A 21,649-nucleotide genomic window follows, 5' to 3' on the forward strand; every position below is an offset into this window, starting at 1 on the left:
GTGGACAGCCAGATGCTCACCGGGGCGACGCCGTCGGTGAAGTAGGCACCGGCGGGGCTGGCGATCACGTAGTAACCGACCTTGTGCGCGGCCCGCACGCCGAGGAAGCTCTCGTTCGCGATCATGAACGGGCGCAGGTACAGGCTGGTCTCAGGCGCATTCGGCACCCAGTCGCCGTCGACGGCGATCATCTGCTTGATCGACTCGATGAAGTCGGCAACGGGCAGTTCGGGCAGGGCGAGGCGCCGGGCGGAGCGCTGCAGGCGTTCGGCGTTCTTCTCGGGGCGGAAGGTCCAGATCGAGCCGTCGGCGTGCCGGTAGGCCTTCATGCCCTCGAAGATCTCCTGGCCGTAGTGCAGTACCGAGGAGGCCGGGTCGAGCTGGAGCGGGCCGTACGGGGTGACCCGGGCGCTGTGCCAGCCCTCCTCGACGGTCCAGTCGATGGTGACCATGTGGTCGGTGAAGTGCCTGCCGAAGCCCGGGTCGGAGAGGATCGTCTCGCGCGCGGCGCTGGTGCGCGCGGTCTCGGACGGCGTGAGCTCGAACTCGAGGGGGAAGGTGGTGGTCTGCTGGCTCATGAGGGTCCCTTGTGGTTAGGCGGGAGTGTCGGTCAGGCGGGTCACGATGGCATCGCCGACGGCGCTGGTGGATCGCGGACCCGTGGCGGCGCTGCCGGAGGTGCGGGCCTGGATGTCGGCCGTGACAGCCGCGCTCACCCGGGCCGCCGCATCCGCAAGACCGAGGTGGTCGAGCAGGAGCGCGACGGAGAGGATCGCCGCCGTCGGATCGGCCAGTTGCCGGCCCGCGATGTCTGGTGCCGAACCGTGTACCGGCTCGAACATGCTGGGGAAGCGTTTGTCCGGATTGATATTTCCGGATGCCGCCAGGCCGATGCCGCCGCTGATTGCCGCTGCCAGGTCAGTGAGAATGTCGCCGAAGAGGTTATCCGTGACGATGACGTCAAATCTACCCGGATTTGTGACGAGGAAAATCGTCGCCGCGTCGACGTGCAGGTAGTCGACGGCCACATCGGGGTATTCCGCGGCGACCTCGGTGACGATGCGCTGCCACAGGCTCCCCGAGAACACCAGGACGTTGGTCTTGTGCACCAGGGTGAGGCGTTTGCGCGGGCGGTTCCGGGCGACCTCGAAGGCGTAGCGCACGACGCGCTCCACCCCGTAGGCGGTGTTGACCGAGACCTCGTTGGCCACCTCGTGCGGCGTGCCCTGGCGGATGGCGCCGCCGTTGCCGACGTAGGGACCCTCAGTGCCTTCGCGCACGACGACGAAGTCGACCTCGCCGGGCTCACTGAGCGGGCTCGGCACGCCGGGGAAGAGCACGCTCGGGCGCAGGTTCACGTAGTGGTCCAGCGAGAAGCGCAGCTTGAGCAGCAGGCCGCGCTCGATGTTCGCGTTCTTCAGGCGTGGGTCGCCGGGGACTCCCCCGACGGCGCCGAGCAGGATGGCGTCATGCGCACTGATCGCGGCCAGGTCCTCGTCGGTCAGCACGTCGCCGGTTTCGAGGAACCGGGCGGCTCCGAGCGAGAAGGAGGTGAGCTCGAAGGTCACCTCGTCGGTCGCGGTCGCGGCGTCGAGCACCTTCAGCGCCTCGGCGACGACCTCCGGGCCGATGCCGTCTCCGGCGATGACTGCGAGCTTGACTGAGCGGGACATGCGGCTCCGATTACGGTGAGGCAGCCGGTGGGCTGGCGAAATTGGCGTGCGATTAGCTTGGAGATACCCTGCAAATCAACCCTACTGTGCGCGTTCTGCTGTCTATGCTGGGAACCCCTGACCGTGCGCGTCGCCGACGCGCACGTGCCACTCCCGAAGAAAGCAGTTCACCATGAGTATTGGATTGGGAATCTTCCTGTTCGTCGTCGGCGCCATCCTGGTGTGGGCCCTGAACATCCAGGTCGACTGGGTCGACCTCGACCTCGTCGGCTACCTGTTGATGGGCGCCGGCGCGCTCGTCTTCATCCTCGGGCTGGTCTTGCTCACCCGGAAGCGCAGCAGCATCAGCACCACGCGCACCGGTGTCGACCCGCTCAGCGGTGAGCGCACGATCCAGCAGGAGCGCTCGGTCGACGACATCTGACTCCCAGCACCGGCTCCACACGCGAAAGGCCCCGGATTCACATCCGGGGCCTTTTCGTATCTGGAGCTACTCGGTGATGTCGATTGCGACCATGACGTCGGCCGTGATCGCTTCGCGAAGCGACGCCAGCAGGGCGGCGGGCACGGGCGAGTCAACGGTGAGCACGCTCAACGCGGCACCCCCGGCCTCGTGGCGGGCGATCTGCATGCCGGCGATATTGATCTCGGCCTCGCCGAACTCGCGCCCGTAGACCGCGACGATTCCGGGGCGGTCGGTGTACAGCATCACAATGAGGTGCTCGGCGAACGGCACCTCGACGTCGTAGCCGTTGACTTCGACGATCTTCTCGATCTGCTTGGTGCCCACCAGGGTGCCGGAGACCGAGACCTGCGAGCCGTCGGCGAGGGCGCCGCGCAGCGTGATCAGGTTGCGGTATTCGGGCGACTCGGTCTCGGTGATCAGGCGTACCGCGACTCCGCGCTGTTCGGCGAGGAGGGGCGCGTTGACGTAGGAGACCGTTTCGCTGACCACGTTGGTGAAGATGCCCTTGAGCGCGGCGAGCTTGAGCACCGAGACGTCGAATTCGACGATCTCACCGCGAACCTCGACGTCGACGCTGGTGAGCGGGCTGTGTGCGGCGAGTCCGGAGAAGACCTGGCCGAGCTTCTCCACGAGCGGGATGCCGGGTCGAACGGTCGGGTCGATGACGCCGCCGGCCACGTTGACCGCGTCGGGGACGAGCTCGCCGGAGAGCGCGAGGCGCACCGACTTGGCGACGGAGACGCCGGCCTTTTCCTGGGCTTCGTCAGTGGAGGCGCCGAGGTGCGGGGTGCTGATCAGGTTGTCGAGGCCGAGCAGCGGCGAGCCGGTCGGCGGCTCGTTGACGAAGACGTCCAGTCCGGCGCCGGCGATGGTGCCGTCCACGAGTGCCGTGTACAGATCGGCCTCGTCGATCAGGCCCCCGCGGGCGACGTTGACGACGTACGCGGTCGGCTTCATGAGCTTCAGCTGCGGGGCGCTGATCATGCCCGTGGTCTCGGGGGTCTTCGGCATGTGGATGGTGACGAAGTCGGACTGCTCGAGCAGCTCGTCCAGGCTCACCGGGTGCACGCCGAGCTGCTGGGCGCGGGCCGAGGTGATGTACGGGTCGAACGCGATGATGTTCACGCCGAAGGCCTGCAGGCGGGCGGCCACGAGGGCGCCGATCCGGCCGAGGCCGATGATGCCGACGGTCTTCTCGTACAGCTCGATGCCGGTGTACTTGGAGCGCTTCCATTGGCCCTGCGCCAGGGCGCCGTGGGCCGGCGGGATGTGGCGGGCCAGGCTGAGGATGTGGCCGACGGTGAGCTCGGCGGCGGAGATGATGTTGGAGGTGGGCGCGTTGACCACCATGACGCCGGCGGCGGTGGCGGCCTTGATGTCGACGTTGTCCAGGCCAACTCCGGCGCGGGCGATGACCTTGAGGTGCGGGGCGGCGGCGAGGGCTTCGGCGTCGACCTTGGTCGCGGAGCGAACCAGGATCGCGTTGGCGGTGGCCAACTCGGCCAGCAGCGCGGCACGGTCGGTGCCGTCCACAGAGCGCACGTCGAAGTCGGGGCCCAGGGCGTCGACGGTGGCGGGCGAGAGTTCTTCGGCGATTAATACAACGGGCTTCGACACGAAAACAGATCCTTAGAAAGCGTCAGGCGAGGGAAGCTCGCGCCTCGATCGTGGGGCGCCAGATACCACAACACTTTACTGGCTGCAGAATGGAGCGATGAGCCCCGAGTCTGTGACGAACGTCCTAACCGTGCTGCGGATCGTCCTGGCGGTGGTTTTCGTCGGCGCCGGGATCAGCCATTTCGCTCCCGCGGTTCAGCGCACGATGGCCGCCATGATCCCGCCACCACTGCGATCGACGGGGTGGCGCTCCCCGACGAACCTGGTGATCTTCACCGGGTTGTGCGAGATCGCCGGCGGAATCGGACTTTTTGTCGAATCCACCCGTGTTACGTCAGGAGTCGCGCTGGCGGTGTTTCTTGTTGCCGTGTTCCCGGCCAACGTCTATGCGGCCCGGCACAAGGAACGCTTCGGCGCCGTGGCGATCCAACTGGTGCCACGCCTGGTCGGACAGGTGGTCCTGATCGGCCTGGTGCTGGCGGTGAGCCTCGGCGGCTGATCTCCGGTTAGACGATCAGGCTCCCGAGGCCGAACACGAAGATGTCGAGACTCAGCGCGGAGACCAGGCAGAGCCCGGCCAGGAGCATCAGCGCCTGCGGGCCGGCTTCGCGACGGCGACCGAGCCAGAATGCGATCGCGAAGACCACGATGGGAGCGAGCACACCTGTCAGCAGCAGGCCCCAGCCGAAGCCGTTCAGCGAGGTGTCGAGGCCCTGGGCGATGCTGCTGAGCCCGATCAGATTTTCCAGGCCGGACCACGCGCTGTAGGCGTAGAACAACCCGAACAGGATGGCGATGGTCGCCGATAGCCAGGCGGGCGTGCGACGGGTGCGAGTCTTGTCGGACGGGTCCGTCTTGACGGTCTTGTCGGCGCTCATCAGAGTCCCCCGGTTCCGGCGATGAAGGGCAGTGGGGCCAGCAGGACGACACCCAGGATGAGCCAGGTCCAGCGCAGCCGCGGTGTGCCGCGGGTGAGCCAGAACGACGAGGCGAACCACACTGCGGGGGCAGCGATGGCGAGCCAGGTGCCCAGTGAGAACATGAATTGATTCAGCAGGGCGGCGGGCGGGTTGTCGAGGCGTGTGACTCCCACGAACCACCCGATCGTATAGAGCAGGTAGACGCCGGCGAGGATGCCGAGTCCCACGAGGGCCGGGGACGACATCGGCGCGCGGCCGGCCGGGGCGTCGACGTATCCGCCGGGCGAGCCTGTCACAGCCCAACCCTTCGGCAGGTCTTTAGCCCGAGCCGGTGTCGTGCTGCTGTTGGACGAGGGCACGGGAGCCGACGCGGCCGGCCTTCCGCTGCCGGTGGCAAGGGTGGGATCGTCGTCGCCGGCCCAGCCGAGCGCGTCGTCATCCCGTGAAGAAGTCATGTGCCAAGCCTATCGAGCGGCCCCGCCACACTGCCGGTAACCCGGCGGTGTTCCCGACCCGTAATATCTTCCCCCATCAGCGGCGGCGTACCACGGCGCAGACCGCGATGACCCAGCCGAGCACCCCGGCCAGGCAGAGGCGCTCGGCCAGCCCGATCACTCCGGGCACGGTCGTGATCGCGATGCCCAGGGCGGCCAGGCCGACGGCGCCGATGACGGTGAACAGCAGGGCCGCGGGGTAGGCCGCCCGCAACCGCTCGCTGCCGCGGAGCCACGCGGTCAGCAGGCCGAACGCGGCCAGCGCCGCGACGAAGCCCACGGTGGCGACGATCAGGTGGGCGGTGCCCAGCGGCGTCGCCGGCTCAAGGCCGGGCGCGTCCGGGGCGGCGACGTCGGTGGGCAGGAACGCCAGCGCTGCGGACGATGCCCCGGCGAGCAGCATCAGGGCCAGCCCGGCGCGCTGCAGCCGCGACCGCGGCCCGAACCGGGCGAGAGCGGCCACCGCACACACGGTGACCACTCCCCTGGCCAGGAAGTTCAGGTTCATGATCCAGCCGTACGGGCCGACCGCGAGGTTGCTCTCGGCCTCCGAGATCACGCTGTAGTGCGGCGGCAGTAGCTGCAGCACGATGTCGATGAGAACGTAGAGCACCGCGCCGACGACGGCCACGCTCGCCAGCAGCCGGGTCGTCAGCCGGCCGGTCGTCCGGGTCGGGTCACTGGCCGCGCCCCCGGCGTTCATAGCGTTCACCTGCGGAAGCCTATCGGGCCGCCCACGCCGCTCGTAGACTTCGGCCATGGCTCACCATGAGTCCACCCGGAATCCTTTCGCCCTGCCCGGCGCCCCGGCACCGGCCGCCGGCTGGTACGACGTGAACGGATGCCGGCTGTACGCCGAGGTGCGCGGCGCCGGCCCGGCGCTACTCATCATCGGCGCCGCCAGCGACGACGCCGAGATGTTCCGGCCGATCGCCGAGCGGCTCGCCGGGTCCGCCGCGGCCGTCGGGTTCGCCTACGTGCCCAAAGTCTCCGGGTTCACGGTGGTGACCTGGGATCCCCGCGGCACCGGGCGGAGCAGCCGGGCGGGCTGGCCGTGCGATTCGTACACGCACGCCGACGATGCCGCCGAGCTGCTGAGGACCCTGGCACTGGCTCCGGCGGCGATCTTCGGCGCCAGCACCGGCGGGATCGTGGCGGTGCGGCTGGCGGTGCGGCATCCGGAGCTCGTTCGGGAGGTCCTCGTCTACGAACCGGGCTTCTTCCGCAGCACGGATGCCGGCACCGCCCTGCTGGCCAGCGCCACCGAGGCTGTGGAGGAGCGCCTGCGAAACCACCCCGACGACTGGGCCGGCGCCGTGACCGCGGTATCCCGCGTTGCAGCGCGGGACCCCGCCGGCACCCTGGACGGCACCGGCGACGATGACGGCCGGGGGCCGCTCGACGCCCCGCCCGGGCTCGAGTGGTACACCGAGCGCGGGGCGGCCCTGGCGGAAAATTTCATTCGGGACGACCTGCCGCGCACGCTGGAGAGCGTCGACCCGGTCGCACCGGGCGCATCCAACGCGCGCATCCGGTTCGCGTTCGGCACCGACTCCTCGCCCGTGTTCCGGGAAATCGCCGAGACGCTCACCCGGGCTCGCCAACGCGCCGGCGCCGCCGTACCCGGCAGCGCCGCGCCGGACAGTCCGAAGTCCCTCTGCCCAGACCCCGACCAGCCGGACGCGATCACTGGAGGTGCCCATCTCTCCTATCTCACGCCGGGGCCGATCGCGGAATACATCCGTGCCCGCTGCCTGCCCGGGGCCCGCGCTGAGTTGCCAGTTTGCGCCCCTGGGGAGCACCCGAAGGGGCCGCGAGTGGCGACTCACCTGCATCCTCCCCGGTGAGTTGCCGATTGACGCCCCTTCAGAGCGTCCCGAAGGGCCACAACTGGCAGCTCACGCACGCCCGCAGTCGCGGGGCGCACCGGGCACGCCGAAGGGGCCGGTCGAGTGACCGGCCCCTTCGGATGGAGCGGGAGAAACGAGTGCGAGCTAGCGGGCGGCTTCGCCGTCGACGTAGTCGTCGTCGTTCGAGGCGTTCCAGGCGAAGAGCTTGCGCAGCTCGCGGCCGGTGGCCTCGATCGGGTGCTCTTCGCCCTTCTTGCGCAGGGCCAGGAACTCGGGAGCTCCGGCGTCCTGGTCGTTGATGAAGCGCTCGGCGAAGGCACCGTTCTGGATGTCGGCGAGAACGGCCTTCATGTTCTCCTTGACGCTCGGGTCGATGACGCGCGGGCCGGAGACGTAGTCGCCGTACTCGGCGGTGTCGGAGACGCTCCAACGCTGCTTGGCGATGCCGCCCTCCCACATCAGGTCGACGATGAGCTTGAGCTCGTGCAGGACCTCGAAGTAGGCGACCTGCGGCTGGTAGCCGGCCTCGGTGAGAACCTCGAAGCCGTACTGGATCAGCTGCGACGCGCCACCGCACAGAACGGCCTGCTCACCGAACAGGTCGGTCTCGGTCTCTTCGGTGAAGGTGGTCTTGATGCCGGCGGCGCGCAGGCCACCGATCGCCTTGGCGTAGCTGAGGGTCAGCGGCCAGGCGTTGCCCGAAGCGTCCTTCTCGACGGCGACGATGACGGGAACGCCACGGCCGGCCTCGAACTCGCGGCGCACGGTGTGGCCCGGGCCCTTGGGGGCGACCATGACCACGTCGACGCCCGCGGGCGCCTCGATGTAGCCGAAGCGGATGTTGAAGCCGTGACCGAAGACGAGAGCCTTGCCCTCGGCGAGGTTCGGGAGGATGTCGTCCTTGTAGAGGTGACGCTGCACCTGGTCGGGAGCGAGCACCACGATGACGTCGGCCCAGGCGGATGCCTCGGCGGCGCTCTTGACGGTGAAGCCGGCTTCCTCGGCCTTCGGCGTGGACTTCGAGCCGTCCTTGAGTCCGATGACGACCTCGACGCCGGAGTCGCGGAGGTTCTGCGCGTGGGCGTGGCCCTGCGAGCCATAGCCGATGACGGCCACCTTCTTGCCCTGGATCAGGGACAGGTCGGCATCTTTGTCGTAGAAGATTTCAGACAATGTGTTGTTCTCCTTGGTTGTTGGTCAGTAATTAAAACGCTTGGGTCGAGCTGGTCGAGACCTAGTTCTTGAAGACGCGTTCGGTGATCGACTTGGATCCCCGGCCGATGGCGAGCAGCCCGGACTGGGCGATCTCCTTGATGCCGTAGGGCTCGACCACGCGCAGGAACGCCTGGATCTTGCCGGAGTCGCCGGTCACTTCGATGACGACGGCATCCGTGGACACGTCGACGACGCGGGCCCGGAACAGCGTGACGGCTTCGAGCACCTGCGAGCGGGTGGTGTTGTCCGCCCGCACCTTGACGAGCAGGTGTTCGCGATGCACCGACAGGGCCGGGTCCAGTTCGACGATCTTGATGACATTGATCAGCTTGTTCAGCTGCTTGGTCACCTGTTCCAGCGGGGCGTCTTCGACGTCCACCAGGATCGTGATGCGCGAGAGGCCGGGGATCTCGCTGTGGCCCACCGCGAGGCTCTCGATGTTGAAACCGCGGCGGGCGAACAGGCCGGCGACCCGGGTCAGCAGACCCGGTTTGTCCTCGACGAGGAGGCTGAGAACGTGGGTGCTCATGGTTACTCCTCTCCCCAGGTGGGGGCGTGGTCCTTGGCGTACTGCACGGACGAGTTACTGAGGCCCTGCGGCACCATCGGCCACACCATGGCGTCGCGGCTCACGATGAAGTCGATCACCACGGGCCGGTCGTTGGTCGCCAGGGCGAGCTTGATCGCGTCGTCGACCTGGTCGGCGCTGGTGACCCGGATGCCCAGGGCGCCGTACGCGTCGGCCATCTTCACGAAGTCGGGCACCATAGCGGTGCCGTGACCGGTGTTGAGGTCGGTGAAGGAGTGCCGGCCGTCATAGAACAGGGACTGCCACTGGCGCACCATGCCGAGGGACGAGTTGTTGATGATCGCCACCTTGATGGGGATGTTGTTGATCGTGCAGGTGGCGAGCTCCTGGTTGGTCATCTGGAAGCAGCCGTCGCCGTCGATCGCCCAGACCATCCGGTCGGGTTCGGCGACCTTGGCGCCCATGGCCGCGGGAACGGAGTAGCCCATGGTGCCGGCGCCGCCGGAGTTGAGCCAGGAGTTGGGCCGTTCGTACTTGATGAACTGCGCGGCCCACATCTGGTGCTGGCCCACGCCGGCGGCGTAGACGCCCTCCGGTCCGGTGAGCTCGCCGATGCGCTGGATCACGTACTGCGGGGCGAGGAGGCCGTCGGCGGGCTCGGTGTAGCCCAGCGGGAACTGCTTGCGCAGGCCGTTGAGGTAGGTCCACCACTCCGCCACGTCCGGGGTGGTCGTCGTGATGGCGTCGCGGTAGGCCGTGGTGAGGTCGGCGATGACATCCTTGGCGTCACCGACGATGGGCACGTCGGCGGCGCGGATCTTGCCGATCTCGGCCGGGTCCACGTCGACGTGCACGATCGTGGCGTGCGGGGCGAACTCGGACGCCTTGCCGGTGACGCGGTCGTCGAAGCGGGCGCCGAGCGCGATGATCAGGTCGGACTCCTGCAGCGCGAGCACCGCCGAGACCGTGCCGTGCATGCCGGGCATGCCCAGGTGCTGCTCGTGCGAGTCCGGGAACGCGCCGCGGGCCATCAGGGTGGTGACGACGGGCGTGTTGGTGAGTTCGGCGAACTCGAGCAGTTCGGGTGACGCCTTGGCGCGGATGACGCCGCCGCCGACGTACAGCACCGGCTTCTTGGCACCGGCCAGCAGAGCGGCCGCGGCCTGCACCTGCTTGCCGTGCGCCTTGGTGATCGGCCGGTAGCCGGGCAGGTCGAGCTTGGGCGGCCAGAGGAACGGGGCCGAGTTCTGCTGCGCGTCCTTGGTGATGTCCACCAGCACCGGGCCGGGGCGGCCCGTGTTGCAGATCAGGAACGCCGAGGCGAGAGCCGCGGGGATGTCTTCCGGCCGCTTCACCAGGAAGGAGTGCTTGGTGATCGGCATGGTGATGCCGACGATGTCGGCCTCCTGGAAGGCATCCGTGCCCATCAGGGTGCTGAAGACCTGGCCGGTGATGGCCAGCAGCGGCACCGAGTCCATGTAGGCGTCGGCGATGGCGGTGACCAGGTTGGTCGCGCCCGGGCCGGAGGTGGCGATGGCCACCCCGACCCGGTTGCTCGAGGACGCGTAGCCCTCGGCGGCGTGGCCGGCGCCCTGCTCGTGGCGTACCAGGATGTGGCGGATGTCGTCCTGGTTCATCAGCTCGTCGTAGAGCGGGATGACGGCGCCGCCGGGGAGCCCGAAGACGTCGGTGACGCCGAGCAGCTTGAGCGTCTGCAGGATCGCGCCGGAGCCGGTGAGGACTTCGGGCGTTCCCGGGGCGGCGTCGGCCGGGCCCGGGGTGGGCCCGGACGGCGTCGGCGCCGACGGCGTAGAAACGGACGGGGATGGCACGGGATAGGGTTCCGTGGTCATGAGAGGCAATTCCCTTAATCGGTGACGGATGGTGTCAATCAGCCCGTGGTCGCGCCAAGGGCCGCTGACTGCACGAGCTTGGAGTACTTGGCGAGGACGCCACGGGTGTAACGGGGAGGAAGTGGAGCCCAGCCTTCTCGGCGGGCGGCCAGCTCTGCTGGGTCGACCAGTAGGTCAAGCGTGCGAGCTGCGATATCGACCCGTATCAGATCACCATCGCGCACGAAGGCGATGGGACCTGCGTCCACCGCTTCGGGTGCTATATGGCCGATACACAGTCCGGTTGTGCCGCCTGAGAATCGACCATCAGTTAATAGTAGTACATCGGCTCCGAGCCCAGCGCCCTTGATGGCGGCGGTGATCGAGAGCATCTCACGCATACCGGGGCCGCCCTTGGGGCCTTCGTAGCGGATGACGACGACGTCGCCCTTGAGGATCTCGCCGGCGGTGAGGGCGTCCATGGCCGCGCGCTCGCGCTCGAAGACCCGGGCGGGGCCCTCGAAGATGTCGCTGTCGAAGCCGGCGGTCTTGACGACGGCGCCCTCCGGGGCGATGGTTCCCTTGAGGATGGTGATGCCGCCGGAGGCGTGGATGGGGTTGTCCAGGGTGCGCAGGACCGTGCCGTCGAGCTCCGGCGGGTCGATCTCGGCGAGGTTCTCGGCCACGGTCTTGCCGGTCACGGTGAGGCAGTCACCGTGGATGAGGCCGGCCTCGAGCAGGGCGCGCATCACGACGGGCACGCCGCCGTGGCGGTCGACGTCGTTCATGACGAACTTGCCGAAGGGCTTGAGGTCGCCGATGTGCGGCACCTTGTCGCCGATGCGGTTGAAGTCGTCGAGGGTGAGCTCGACCTCGGCCTCCTGGGCGATGGCGAGCAGGTGCAGCACCACGTTGGTGGAACCACCGAAGGCCATGGCCACGGCGATGGCGTTCTCGAACGCCTTCTTGGTGAGGATGTCCCGAGCGGTGATCCCGAGGCGCAGCAGGTTGACGACGGCCTCGCCGGAGCGGTGCGCGTAGTAGTCCCGGCGGCGGTCTGCGGAGGCGGGCGAGGCGGAGCCGGGCAGGCTCATGCCCAGGGCCTCTGCGACGCTGGCCATGGTGTTGGCGGTGTACATGCCACCGCAGGCACCCTCGCCGGGGGCGAAGGCGCACTCGATGCGCTTGGCGTCGGCCTCGCTCATCCGGCCGGCCTTCACGGCGCCGACGGCTTCGAACGAGTCGATGATGGTGATGTCTTTTTCGGTGCCGTCGGAGAGCTTCACCCAGCCGGGTGCGATGGACCCGGCGTAGAGGAAGACGCTGGCGAGGTCCAGGCGCGCGGCGGCCATCAGCATGCCGGGCAGCGACTTGTCGCAGCCGGCCAGCAACACGGAGCCGTCGAGGCGTTCGGCCTGCATGACGACCTCGACGGAGTCGGCGATGACCTCACGGGAGACCAGGGAGAAGTGCATGCCCTCGTGGCCCATCGAGATGCCGTCGGAGACGGAGATGGTGCCGAACTGCAGCGGGTAGCCGCCACCGGAGTGCACACCCTCCTTGGAGGCCTGCGCGAGGCGGTCCAGGGACAGGTTGCACGGGGTGATCTCGTTCCACGAGCTCGCGATGCCGATCTGGGGTTTGTCCCAGTCGGCGTCGCCCATCCCGACGGCGCGGAGCATTCCGCGGGAGGTGGTGGCTTCGATGCCATCCGTGACGTCGCGGCTGCGGGGTTTCATATCGTACTCAGGCATGCACCGAGTCTAGAACGTCGCGGGCGTACCGGGCGGCACGCCCGCGCCGGTGCGGGCGGCATGCGCGTGGCGAGCCGCCTGCTCCGCCGGCTACTCCTGCTGGGCCGCGGCGCGGAAGTCGGCCAGGAGCGCGAGCACCTGGGTGACCTCCTTGGGGCTGCGCACCCGGTACCCGGCCAGGGTGGCGCCCGGTCCGATCTTCAGCCCGAGGTCGCCCTCGCCCAGCACGGTGAAGGCATCCTCGTCGGTGACGTCGTCGCCGGCGTAGAGCACCCGGTCGGCGCCGGTGTGCACCCGGAGGCGTTCGAGGGCGTCGCCCTTGGTGCTCGAGCGCACGGAGAACTCCAGCACATTCTTGCCCTCGCGCACGGTGAGCGACGGCAGCAGCTCGGCGAGCTGGTCGCGGGCCTCCCGCTGCACGGCCTGGCCGTCCTGTGCGGTGGCCAGGCGGGTGTGCAGGGCGAGCCCGGCGGGCTTCTGCTCGATCCAGGTGCCGGACACCGGCCCGGAGATGCGCTCGAGCACCCGGGAGAGGGTGTCCAGCTTCTCGACCTCTTCGGACTCCAGGCCCAGTTCGATGCCGCTGGCATCCAGCTGCACCTCGATGCCGTGCGACCCGGTCAGCAGCACGTCGCTCTGCGGCTCGGCCACGTGCTTGAGGCTCACCAGCGCGCGCCCGGAGACGAACGCGACCCGCACGCCCGGCTGGTCGAGCAGGCGCTGCACGACGTCGTGGGTGCCGTCGACAGCGCGGGCATCCTCCGGCTCGTCGACGTGCGGGGCCAGGGTGCCGTCGAAGTCCAGGGCCACCAGGATGGTCTCGGCCTGGCTGAGGTCACGGAGCGCGTTGACCAGGTTCTCCGGTACGCCGCTCGGAACGGCGGCGCCGCCGGTGAGGGTCTGCAGGAACGACGCGCTCCAGGCGGCCACGTCGTTGTCGAAGACCTTGCGGCGCAGGGCCCGCATCCGCCGGGTGCGTTCGCGCTTGGGCATGTTGATGGCCTTCATGATCGACGCCTTCATGCCGTCGATGTCGTGCGGGTTGATGAGCACGGCCTGCTTGAGCTCGTCGGCCGCGCCGGCGAACTCGCTCAGGACGAGCACCCCGTCACCGTCATAGCGCACGGCCACGTACTCCTTGGCGACCAGGTTCATCCCGTCGCGAAGTGCAGTGACGAGCATCACGTCGGCGGCCAGGTACAGCGCCACCATCTCTTCACGCGGGTAGCCGTGGTGGTGGTAGCTGATGGCGGTGTGGCTGATGGTGGAGTAGTCGCCGTTCACCCGGCCGACGGCGAGTTCGATCTCGTCGCGCAGCTGCATGTAGGTGGCGACCCGTTCGCGGGACGGGCTGGCGACCTGCACCAGGGTGACGTCCTCGACGTTCAGCTGACCGTCCTCGAGGAGCTCGCCGAACGCCTTGATGCGGTGGCCGATGCCCTTGGTGTAGTCGAGGCGGTCGACGCCGAGCATGATCGTCTTGGGGTTGCCGAGGTCGGCGCGGATCTGTCGGGCGCGTTCCTGAATCTCCGGGCGCCGGGCCATCTCTTCGTAGGCTGCGGCGTCGATCGAGATCGGGAAGTGTTTGGCGATGACGCGGCGGTGCTGGCCGTTCTGGCTGGGCACGTCCACGGCGACGCCGCGGGTGGAGTAGCCGAACAGGCGGCGCACCGCGCGGGAGAAGTTGCCGGCGTCGGCCAGTCGCTGGAAGCCGATCAGGTCGGCGCCGAGAAGGCCGTCGAGGATCTGCTTGCGCCAGGGCAACTGGGCGAAGATGCCGTACGGCGGGAACGGGATGTGGTTGAAGAACCCGATGACGAGGTCGGGGCGGGCGTCGCGAAGCATCCGCGGCACCAGCTGCAGCTGGTAGTCGTGCACCCAGACGGTGGCGCCGGGGGCTGCGGATGCCGCTGCCGCCGTCGCGAAGCGCCGGTTGACCTGCACGTATGCCTCCCACCACTCGCGGTGGTAGCTGGGCGACGCGATGACATCGTGGTAGAGCGGCCACAGGGTGTCGTTCGAGAAACCCTCGTAGTACAGCTCGAGGTCGCTGGTGCTGAGCCGCACGGGGACGATCGAGATGCCGTCGTTCTCGAACGGTTCGAACTCGCGGTCGGCCACACCCGGCCAGCCCACCCAGGCGCCGTCGGAGGCGCGCATCATCGGCTCGAGCGCGGTGACCAGCCCGCCGGGCGAGGTACGCCAGCTTTCGGTGCCGTCCTCGGTCACCTCGTAGTCGACGGGCAGCCGGTTGGAGACCACGACGAGGTCGAAGTGACCTGGCGCGACCGAATCGGGACCGGGCTCGGAGGCCGTCTGCGGGTCTGTGCCCTCGGGGGCCGTGTCCGCTGTCGCGTCGGGTGTGGTGTCGGGTGCGGTTTCGATGACTCGTCCATTCCGGTGCCCGCCCATGCGGAGCACCTGGCTGCACCTCGAGGTTACCAGCGAAGACTACGCTGACGCCGTGATTCGCATCGGCATGAGCACCACCTGCGTCCATCCGCTGCCTCTAGAAGACGCGTTCAGGCTGGCGGACACGGCCGGCTACGACGGCGTCGAGGTGATGGTCACCCGGGATGAGGCCACCCAGGATCCGGTGACGCTGACGGCCCTCTCGGAGCGGTACGGCCTGCCGATCCTCTCGATCCACGCCCCGGTGCTGCTGCTCACCCACTTCGTCTGGGGCCGGGACCCGCGGGTGAAGCTGGAGAAGTCGGCCGCCCTGGCCGCCCAGGTCGGTGCCGACACCGTGGTGGTGCATCCGCCGTTTCGCTGGCAGGCCGGCTACTCGGAGGATTTCCTCGGGATCGTGCGGGAGTTGGGCACCGTCACCGGGCTGCAGATCGCCGTGGAGAACATGTTCCCGTGGAAGATCGGAGGGCGCGGCGTGAAGGCTTACTCCCCCGGCTGGGACCCGACCCTCATGGACTGCCCGGCCGTGACCCTGGACTTCTCGCACTGTTCACTCAGCGGCCAGGACAGCCTGGCCATGGCCACCGCGCTGGGCGGGCGGCTGCGCCACGTGCACCTCTGCGACGGTTCCGGTTCCCAGGGCGAGGGCCGGGTCTTCGACGAGCACCTGCTGCCCGGCCACGGTGCCGAGCCCGTGGCCGAGGTCTTGCAGCTGCTGGCCGCCGCGGACTGGACCGGCGCCGTCGTCGCGGAGATCAACACCCGCACCGCCCGCACCGAGGCCACCCGCCTGGCCCTGCTGAGGGAGACCCTCGCTTTCGCGCGACTACACACAGCCGCCGCCACAACTTCCGACGGACGCTGAAAGGACATCGGCCGGAAATAAGGACCGGATCTCGATTCCCGTCCTTGTAGAGCCACTATTTCCTTTTTTCGGAGTGCGGTCACGCGGCGGAGAGGGCGAAGGAGCGAGCTCCTCGGCGCCGGGCGACCACCGCCAACGACAGCAGCGTGGCTACCGCGGCGAAGAGCAGCAGGGCGACGACAGCCCCGGCGACGTCGGACCCGTTGCCACCGGAGATGATGGCCTGGATGCCCTGCACGGCCCAGGTGAGCGGCAGGTAGGGGCTGAGGGCGCGGAACGGTGCCGAGACCAGCTCGATCGGGTAGAGCCCGCCGACGGCGACGAGTTGCAGGGTGAGCAGCACCAGCGAGACGACGATGCCGATGCGGCCGAACGCCGTGGTGAGCACGTGGTTCACCGTGACGAAGGACCCGGCGACCAGCAGGGCGAAGCCCAGCGTGGCCGGCGCCAGCGCCCAGTCGACCCCGAGCGTGGTGTGCAGCAGCACCACCACCGCCACGGCCTGGGCCGCCGCGATCAGCATGCCCCGGCCGAGGCCCTGCCAGACCAGCCGGCCGGTACTCGCGGTCGACGCCAGCGCGATGGCCGACAGCGGCTTCAGCACCAGGAAGATCGCCAGCGCCCCGATCCAGAGGCCGACGGGCAGGAACAGCATGCCGATGATCGGGCCGATCGAATCGAGCGGGTTGTCGCGTTCCATCGCGAGGGTGATGGGTTCGGCGACGACGTCGGCGGTGCTGGTGGGGTCGAGGTCGGTGAGTGCCAAGGCGCTCTCCGCGCCGGTGGCCAGGCCGCCGGCGAGCGCGCCGGCCCCGGTCTGGAGCTGGTGCGCCCCCGCGGCTGCCTCGGCGGAACCGGTGGCGAGCTGGGCCACGCCGTCGGACAGGCTGCCGATCCCGGTGGCGAGGTCGGCGGCGCCCGTGCGCACGCTCTCGGAACCGGCCGCGAGTTGCGCGGCGCCGGCGGCGCTCTGGGCGATGCCGCCCTGCACGCCGGTCACAGCCGTCGTGGTCTGCTCGCTCAGCGTGGCACCGGAGCCGGCCAGGGCGTTCAGGCCGTCCTTGGCCTGCACCACACCACCGAGGACGCCTTGCACGGCGGCCCGGGTCTGCGGGTCCAGTGGGGTGAGCGCGGCTGCCGGGATGGACGCGGCGACACTGCCGAGCTGGTCGATGCCGTCGGCGGCTTGCGTCACACCGTCGGTGTACGCGGCGACCCCGTCGCCGAGCTGGGTCAGGCCGGCGGCTCCGGAGTCCAGACTGCCCAGGCCGCTGCTGAGGGCATCCACTCCCCCGGTGTACGAGCCGACCCCGGTGGCCAAGCCCGCCGCGCCGGTGGCCGCGGAGGCGGCTCCGTCGGCCGTGGTCTGGGTGCCGGTGGCCAGGGCGTCCAGCCCGGTCGCAACGCCCGAGAGGCCGGCGGCCAGCTGGGCGGAGCCGTCGGCGGCGGCGACGAGGGAGTCGCCGAGGGTGCCGAGGCTGGTGTACAGCCCGCCGAGGTACTGCTTGGTGATCTCGGTGCCGAAGGCGCCCGTGAGGGCGCCGCCGATGGACTGCGCGACCGATCCGGCCAGGAAGGAGTGCGCGTCGTCGGTGCGGATGGCCAGGTCGGCCTGCGTCGGGGTGGCGCCGGAGAGTGACGTCACCGACCTGGAAAAATCGGCCGGGATGGTGAGCACCGCGTAGGCGGTGCCGTCGGCGAGAGCCTTGCCGGCGTCCTCGGCGTTGGAGATCTCCCATGCGAAACCGGTCGTCGAGCCTTCGGTGGCCGGCTTGGTGAGTTCGGTCACGAGTTGGCGGCCGGCCAGGACCATCTGCTCGGTGCCGTCCGGCAGGGTGGTGGTGACGAATTCGTCGTCGTTCACCACGAGCGCCGGCAGGGTCTCGACCCGTTCGTCGGCGGTGTTCAGGGCACCGGCGAAGAGCCCGGCCACGGCCAGCGGCACCACGATGAGTACGGCCAGGCCGGTCACGAGCGCGCCGCGGCGCTGGCCGGGGGTGCGGCTGAAGAGTCTGTCGAGCCTGGTGCTCATCGGTGCAGGGCCTTTCCGGTTTCGGTGCGGTCGGTGGAGCGCGCGGTGAACGACGAGATTGTGGCGAGGTCGAACCGCTGCAGGCCCCGTTCCTGGGTCACGGCGGGATCGACCCGGTCGACGGCGGATGCGCTCAGGATCAGCGTGGTCCCCGCGGGGGTCAGCGCCGCGAATACGGCGGCCGGGTCGCGCCCGGCGGCGTCCGCCGGCAAGCCGTCGCCGAGCTCGACGATCAAGACGCCGGGGCGTTCCGACAGGGCGGCGGCGGCGAGGCTGGCCGCACGCGCAAGGGCCGACACCGACGACACGGTCGTGCCCAGGGTGAGGGGACGGTCGGTGTCGCCGAGGGCCGTGTTCAGCCGGTCGATCCAGTGCTCCAGGTCGGCGCGCCGGGTGCGCGCGCGGATCGGCGACCGCACCAGGTCGAGGCGCTCGGCGATCAGCTCTCCCACGGTGAGCCCGTTGTCCCGGCTGTCGGACACGTCGGCCAACGCCACCGTGCGCATCGCGATGCCGCGGTCGGAGGGCAGCGCGGCGCCGCGCACCTGCAGGCGGCCGTCGACGGGGTCCAGACGGCCCGCCAGGGTGGCGGCGAGCACTCGCCGGGCGGAGTCCGCCCCGGTGATCACCAGCACGCTGCCGGCGTCGACGTTCAGGTCGATCGGACCCAGGCGGCTCTCCGGCAGGCCGACGACGAGGGCGTCCGCGGTGATGTCGTCGGTCTGGGCCCGCGCCCAGGCGCTGTCGTCGAGGTGGCGGCGGAGGCCCTCCCCCTCGATGTCCACGTTGGGCAGGATGCGGCCGAGCCCGCGCGGCAACCACCAGGCGGCGTTGCCGGCCAGTGCCATGGCCGCCGGGACCAGGGTCATCCGCACCAGGAACGCGTCGAGGAAGACCCCGACGGCGAGGGCGAACGCGATGCCCTTGATGGCGCCGGAGCCCTCCGGCACGAAGGCGAAGAAGACGAAGAACATGATCAGCGCGGCCGCCGTCACCACCCGGGCAGCGTGCGAGAAGCCGTGCACCACGGAGCGGCGGGCGTCGTGCGTCTTAACGAATTCCTCGCGCATGCCCGACACCAGGAAGACCTCGTAGTCCATGGCGAGGCCGAACAGCACCGCCATCAGCAGGATCGGCAGGAAGCTGAGGATGGGACCGGGGTTGGCGACACCGATCACCTCGGCCAGCCAGCCCCACTGGAAGATCGCCACGGTGGCGCCGAGCGACGCGAACACCGACAGTAGGAACCCCAGCGCCGCCTTGACCGGCACGAAGATGGAGCGGAACACCATGGTGAGCAGGATCACCGAGAGCCCGACGACGATCAGCGCGAACGGCAACAGGGCGTTGGTCAGCCGGTTGGAGATGTCGATGGACACCGCCGTGGCGCCGGTGATGGTGACGGGGGTGCCCAGGTCGTCGTCGATGGCCGGGGCCAGGTCGCGGATGGCCTGCACGAGGTCCTTGGTCTTGGGCGAGCTGGGCCCGCTCTCCGGCATCACCTGAATGATGGCGGTGTCGACGGTCGCGTTCGGCTGGCCGACGCTCACGAAGGCCACGTCGGGCAGGTCGCGGAGGTCGGCGGCGATGGTGCCGAGGTCGCCGGTTATGTCGGTGGTCTGGGTGATGTCGACCATCACGATCAGCGGCCCGTTGTAACCGGGCCCGAAGCCGTCCTTGATGAGTTCGAAGGCCTGGTACTGGGTGGAGTCGACGGGCTCGGACTCGCTGTCGGGCAGGTTGAGGTCGAGGCTGAGCGCGGGGATCGCCAGCACGCCGAGGATGCCCACGACGGCCAGCACGGCCACCACCGGGGCCTTCAGCACGATCGCGACCCAGCGGTGGCCCAGGGTGGGCCGGCCGGTGTCGGGAGTGGTGGCCCTGCGGTGCCCGCGGCTGCCCGGCTTGGGGGCGAGGCGGCCCCTGGCGAGTCCCAGCACGGCCGGCAGCAGGGTGATCGCAACGCCGATCGAGATCAGCACGGCGAACGCCGCGCCCATGCCCATGACGCTGAGGAAGGGGATGCCGACCACGAGCAGGCCCAGCAGCGCGATGATGACGGTGATGCCCGCGAAGACCACGGCACTGCCGGCCGTGGCCACGCTGGTCGCCGCCGATTCGTGCGGATCCACCCCGTTGGCCAGCTGGTTCCGGTGCCGGGAAAGGATGAACAGGGAGTAGTCGATCCCGACGGCCAGGCCCAGCATCATCGCCAGCATCGGTGCGGTGCTCGACACCGGCACGAAGGCCGAAATGGCGCCGATGCCGCCGATCGCGACGCCGACGCCGACGAGCGCCATCAGCAGCGGCATGCCGGCCGACATCAGCGAACCGAAGGTGATCACCAGGACCACACCGGCGAAGAGCACGCCGAAGATTTCGGTGACGGTGATGCCGAAGGTGTTGTCCTGGAAGACCTGGCCGCCGAATGCGACGGTGAGGCCGGCGGTCCTGGCGGTGTCGGCCGTGGCCAGGACCTCGTCGATGGTGGCCTCGGAGACGTCGGAGGACTGCCCCTCGAGCTGCACCTGGGTGAAGGCGGTGGTGTCGTCGGCCGAGATGGCGTCGGAGGCGTATTCGGAGAACGGGTCGATGACGCTGTTCACGCCGGCGACGTCGGTCAGTTCGGTGGCCATCGAGGTGATGGCTTCCTGGTAGGCGGGGTCACTGACGGAGGCGCCGTCCGGCGCCTGGTAGACCACCTGGACGCTCGCTCCGGCGGCCTGCGGGAAGACCTCGGCGAGCTTGTCGATGGCGTCCTGCGACTCGGTGCCGGGAATCGCGAAGGATTCCTGGGTGGCGCCGCCGAGCGCGGCGTTGGCGCCCAGGATGCCGCCGAGGATCACGATCCAGACGCCGATGACCAGCCAGGCCCGTCGGTAGGCGAAGTGACCGATGCGGTAGAGGAAGGTTGCCATGGGTTTACTTCCAGGTTTCGGGCTGCGGGCGGACGGAGACCGGGGCGAGGAGCTCGATGATGACGACCCGCAGCGCGTCGCGGACCTCCGTCGGCGAAACCTCGGGGCGTGTCACCGGTGTGCTGAAGTTCATACCGGCGACGAGGGTGTATGCCGCGCCGCCGAGGGCCATGCCGAACCGGATCTGGTCTTCGACGCTGGCGTTGTGGTCGCAGATGGCGTTGGACAGCTTCACGATGAGCAGGCCGGCCCGGTCGATGACCGCGATGCCCGTGAGGGACTGGGCCTGGTTGATGAAGGTGTGCAACTCGAGCCTGAACTCGAGGATGAAGTCGATGAAGTCGTCGACGAAGCGCAGCCGGCTGGCCTCGGTCTCCGGCGTGGCGAGGAACCTCTCGAGGATCTCCTCGAGGCGGTCGATCGCCGGGGTGAGCACGGCCTCGAGCAGCGCCTCCTTGGAGGCGAAGTGGTAGAGCACACTGGATTTCGAGTAGCCGGCGACATCCGCGATGTGCGCCAGGGAGGCTCCGGCGAACCCGACCGAGGCGAACTGTTCGAGTGCGGTCAGGCGCAGTTCGTCGCTCGTCGTCTGGCGCGCGGTGCTGGCGGCGGTAGTTGCGTCGGTGATCACTCGCCAACGCTAGTTGTCCGATCGGTCAGCTTCTGCACGATCGGTCAGATTGTCGGGAAACATCCAGCGAAGCATTCTCGGCGCCGGGCACGGGAAGTTACTGGCTATGATCCCCACCAGGACATCTAGCCGCGCCCGGCCGACTGGCGTCATCGTCGATCGCCCCGGTAGCGTAGAACTCAGGAGGCTCACATGCGAAAGTTTTTGTTCAATGGCGCCATGATCGGTGTCGTGGCCGGCGGGTGGAACATCCTGCAGGCGACTCGGCACGGACCGCGGGACTGGCGTCTCGTGCTCACCTGGATCGGCTGGGGCCTGAGCGTCGCCGTCGCCGTCGGAAACGTCGTCAAGGACGCCGACGAGAAGTCGCTGACCAGCCGCACGGCGGCCGACGAGAAGAAGGCCAGGAAGAAATAGGGCCCGTCCGCCCCGCCAGTACGG

19 protein-coding genes are annotated in these 21,649 nt (G+C 69.2%); 5 read left to right on the forward strand and 14 right to left on the reverse strand.

The window, feature by feature from the left end; translation table 11 throughout:
- Both JWP54_RS13595 and JWP54_RS13600 read right to left on the reverse strand, forming a co-directional pair.
- Nucleotides 1-578: aminotransferase class IV (locus JWP54_RS13595; RefSeq protein WP_297372959.1), on the reverse strand; the 578-nt coding region annotated here is incomplete at its 3' end.
- Nucleotides 579-593: 15 nt separating this feature from the next.
- Entirely contained in the window at nucleotides 594-1,673 is a 1,080-nt protein-coding gene (locus tag JWP54_RS13600) for a 3-isopropylmalate dehydrogenase (protein ID WP_297372961.1), read from the reverse strand.
- A 172-nt stretch (nucleotides 1,674-1,845) separates the two neighbouring features.
- Here JWP54_RS13600 and JWP54_RS13605 point away from each other — a divergent pair, with 172 nt between their 5' ends.
- Complete coding sequence (locus JWP54_RS13605; protein ID WP_297372963.1) at nucleotides 1,846-2,097, forward strand: DUF6458 family protein; 252 nt, start codon at nucleotides 1,846-1,848, stop codon at nucleotides 2,095-2,097.
- 66 nt (nucleotides 2,098-2,163) lie between these two features.
- Here JWP54_RS13605 and serA read toward each other — a convergent pair whose 3' ends face one another.
- Nucleotides 2,164-3,756: a phosphoglycerate dehydrogenase gene (gene serA, locus JWP54_RS13610; protein WP_297372965.1), complete on the reverse strand. Its 1,593-nt coding sequence runs from the start codon at nucleotides 3,754-3,756 to the stop codon at nucleotides 2,164-2,166.
- A gap of 97 nt (nucleotides 3,757-3,853) precedes the next feature.
- On the opposite strand from serA, the gene JWP54_RS13615 reads away from it, so the two are divergent.
- A complete protein-coding gene (locus tag JWP54_RS13615) occupies nucleotides 3,854-4,255 on the forward strand; it encodes a DoxX family membrane protein (protein ID WP_297372967.1) in 402 nt (133 codons plus the stop codon).
- 7 nt (nucleotides 4,256-4,262) lie between these two features.
- Here the strand turns inward: JWP54_RS13615 and JWP54_RS13620 are convergent, their stop codons facing one another.
- The 3 genes from JWP54_RS13620 to JWP54_RS13630 all read right to left on the reverse strand — a co-directional run bounded on the left by JWP54_RS13620 (nucleotide 4,263) and on the right by JWP54_RS13630 (nucleotide 5,873).
- Nucleotides 4,263-4,634 (reverse strand): bacitracin resistance protein, encoded by a 372-nt coding sequence (locus JWP54_RS13620; protein WP_297372969.1) that lies wholly within the window; start codon nucleotides 4,632-4,634, stop codon nucleotides 4,263-4,265.
- A complete protein-coding gene (locus tag JWP54_RS13625; RefSeq protein ID WP_297372971.1) occupies nucleotides 4,634-5,131 on the reverse strand; it encodes a DNA polymerase III subunit gamma/tau in 498 nt (165 codons plus the stop codon). Before JWP54_RS13625 ends, JWP54_RS13620 begins: the two co-directional genes overlap by 1 nt.
- 76 nt (nucleotides 5,132-5,207) lie before the next feature.
- On the reverse strand, nucleotides 5,208-5,873 hold the full coding sequence (locus JWP54_RS13630; RefSeq protein ID WP_297373015.1) for a DUF998 domain-containing protein: 666 nt from the start codon (nucleotides 5,871-5,873) through the stop codon (nucleotides 5,208-5,210).
- Nucleotides 5,874-5,928: 55 nt separating this feature from the next.
- Between JWP54_RS13630 and JWP54_RS13635 the strand changes: the two genes are divergently transcribed.
- Nucleotides 5,929-7,017: an alpha/beta hydrolase gene (locus JWP54_RS13635; protein ID WP_297372973.1), complete on the forward strand. Its 1,089-nt coding sequence runs from the start codon at nucleotides 5,929-5,931 to the stop codon at nucleotides 7,015-7,017.
- Nucleotides 7,018-7,164: 147 nt separating this feature from the next.
- Here JWP54_RS13635 and ilvC read toward each other — a convergent pair whose 3' ends face one another.
- The 5 genes from ilvC to JWP54_RS13660 all read right to left on the reverse strand — a co-directional run bounded on the left by ilvC (nucleotide 7,165) and on the right by JWP54_RS13660 (nucleotide 14,762).
- The gene (ilvC, locus tag JWP54_RS13640) at nucleotides 7,165-8,193 is read right to left on the reverse strand and encodes a ketol-acid reductoisomerase (RefSeq protein WP_297372975.1); all 1,029 of its coding nucleotides are present in this window, start codon (nucleotides 8,191-8,193) and stop codon (nucleotides 7,165-7,167) included.
- Nucleotides 8,194-8,254: 61 nt separating this feature from the next.
- Nucleotides 8,255-8,764: an acetolactate synthase small subunit gene (ilvN, locus tag JWP54_RS13645; protein ID WP_297372977.1), complete on the reverse strand. Its 510-nt coding sequence runs from the start codon at nucleotides 8,762-8,764 to the stop codon at nucleotides 8,255-8,257.
- Between the two features lie 2 nt (nucleotides 8,765-8,766).
- Nucleotides 8,767-10,617: an acetolactate synthase large subunit gene (locus JWP54_RS13650; protein ID WP_297372979.1), complete on the reverse strand. Its 1,851-nt coding sequence runs from the start codon at nucleotides 10,615-10,617 to the stop codon at nucleotides 8,767-8,769.
- A gap of 38 nt (nucleotides 10,618-10,655) precedes the next feature.
- The gene (gene ilvD, locus JWP54_RS13655) at nucleotides 10,656-12,350 is read right to left on the reverse strand and encodes a dihydroxy-acid dehydratase (protein ID WP_297372981.1); all 1,695 of its coding nucleotides are present in this window, start codon (nucleotides 12,348-12,350) and stop codon (nucleotides 10,656-10,658) included.
- A gap of 90 nt (nucleotides 12,351-12,440) precedes the next feature.
- Complete coding sequence (locus tag JWP54_RS13660; protein ID WP_297372983.1) at nucleotides 12,441-14,762, reverse strand: bifunctional alpha,alpha-trehalose-phosphate synthase (UDP-forming)/trehalose-phosphatase; 2,322 nt, start codon at nucleotides 14,760-14,762, stop codon at nucleotides 12,441-12,443.
- On the opposite strand from JWP54_RS13660, the gene JWP54_RS13665 reads away from it, so the two are divergent.
- Complete coding sequence (locus JWP54_RS13665) at nucleotides 14,761-15,627, forward strand: sugar phosphate isomerase/epimerase (protein ID WP_297372985.1); 867 nt, start codon at nucleotides 14,761-14,763, stop codon at nucleotides 15,625-15,627. The genes JWP54_RS13660 and JWP54_RS13665 overlap by 2 nt on opposite strands.
- A 79-nt stretch (nucleotides 15,628-15,706) precedes the next feature.
- Here JWP54_RS13665 and JWP54_RS13670 read toward each other — a convergent pair whose 3' ends face one another.
- From JWP54_RS13670 to JWP54_RS13680, 3 genes are read right to left on the reverse strand one after another with little or no spacing between them, the layout of a single operon-like run.
- Entirely contained in the window at nucleotides 15,707-17,659 is a 1,953-nt protein-coding gene (locus JWP54_RS13670) for a YhgE/Pip family protein (protein WP_297372987.1), read from the reverse strand.
- Nucleotides 17,656-20,577, reverse strand: a complete 2,922-nt coding sequence (locus JWP54_RS13675; protein WP_297372989.1) for an MMPL family transporter — start codon at nucleotides 20,575-20,577, stop codon at nucleotides 17,656-17,658. Before JWP54_RS13675 ends, JWP54_RS13670 begins: the two co-directional genes overlap by 4 nt.
- A gap of 4 nt (nucleotides 20,578-20,581) precedes the next feature.
- The gene (locus JWP54_RS13680) at nucleotides 20,582-21,208 is read right to left on the reverse strand and encodes a TetR/AcrR family transcriptional regulator (RefSeq protein WP_297372991.1); all 627 of its coding nucleotides are present in this window, start codon (nucleotides 21,206-21,208) and stop codon (nucleotides 20,582-20,584) included.
- 192 nt (nucleotides 21,209-21,400) lie between these two features.
- On the opposite strand from JWP54_RS13680, the gene JWP54_RS13685 reads away from it, so the two are divergent.
- The gene (locus JWP54_RS13685; protein WP_297372992.1) at nucleotides 21,401-21,625 is read left to right on the forward strand and encodes a hypothetical protein; all 225 of its coding nucleotides are present in this window, start codon (nucleotides 21,401-21,403) and stop codon (nucleotides 21,623-21,625) included.
- The last annotated feature ends 24 nt before the right edge of the window (nucleotides 21,626-21,649 follow it).

The sequence above is a fragment of the Cryobacterium sp. genome, from assembly GCF_025463825.1.
GTDB lineage: Bacteria > Actinomycetota > Actinomycetes > Actinomycetales > Microbacteriaceae > Cryobacterium.

Bases quoted from the DNA above. Each gene is read 5' to 3' on its own strand.
- JWP54_RS13635 (WP_297372973.1), top strand. From the start codon at position 5,929: ATGGCTCACCATGAGTCCACCCGGAATCCTTTCGCCCTGCCCGGCGCC.
- JWP54_RS13665 (WP_297372985.1), top strand. From the start codon at position 14,761: ATGCGGAGCACCTGGCTGCACCTCGAGGTTACCAGCGAAGACTACGCT.
- JWP54_RS13615 (WP_297372967.1), top strand. From the start codon at position 3,854: ATGAGCCCCGAGTCTGTGACGAACGTCCTAACCGTGCTGCGGATCGTC.
- JWP54_RS13605 (WP_297372963.1), top strand. From the start codon at position 1,846: ATGAGTATTGGATTGGGAATCTTCCTGTTCGTCGTCGGCGCCATCCTG.
- ilvD (WP_297372981.1), bottom strand. From the start codon at position 12,350: ATGCCTGAGTACGATATGAAACCCCGCAGCCGCGACGTCACGGATGGC.
- JWP54_RS13650 (WP_297372979.1), bottom strand. From the start codon at position 10,617: ATGACCACGGAACCCTATCCCGTGCCATCCCCGTCCGTTTCTACGCCG.
- JWP54_RS13630 (WP_297373015.1), bottom strand. From the start codon at position 5,873: ATGAACGCCGGGGGCGCGGCCAGTGACCCGACCCGGACGACCGGCCGG.
- ilvN (WP_297372977.1), bottom strand. From the start codon at position 8,764: ATGAGCACCCACGTTCTCAGCCTCCTCGTCGAGGACAAACCGGGTCTG.
- JWP54_RS13685 (WP_297372992.1), top strand. From the start codon at position 21,401: ATGCGAAAGTTTTTGTTCAATGGCGCCATGATCGGTGTCGTGGCCGGC.
- JWP54_RS13625 (WP_297372971.1), bottom strand. From the start codon at position 5,131: ATGACTTCTTCACGGGATGACGACGCGCTCGGCTGGGCCGGCGACGAC.
- JWP54_RS13620 (WP_297372969.1), bottom strand. From the start codon at position 4,634: ATGAGCGCCGACAAGACCGTCAAGACGGACCCGTCCGACAAGACTCGC.
- JWP54_RS13660 (WP_297372983.1), bottom strand. From the start codon at position 14,762: ATGGGCGGGCACCGGAATGGACGAGTCATCGAAACCGCACCCGACACC.
- JWP54_RS13600 (WP_297372961.1), bottom strand. From the start codon at position 1,673: ATGTCCCGCTCAGTCAAGCTCGCAGTCATCGCCGGAGACGGCATCGGC.
- JWP54_RS13675 (WP_297372989.1), bottom strand. From the start codon at position 20,577: ATGGCAACCTTCCTCTACCGCATCGGTCACTTCGCCTACCGACGGGCC.
- JWP54_RS13670 (WP_297372987.1), bottom strand. From the start codon at position 17,659: ATGAGCACCAGGCTCGACAGACTCTTCAGCCGCACCCCCGGCCAGCGC.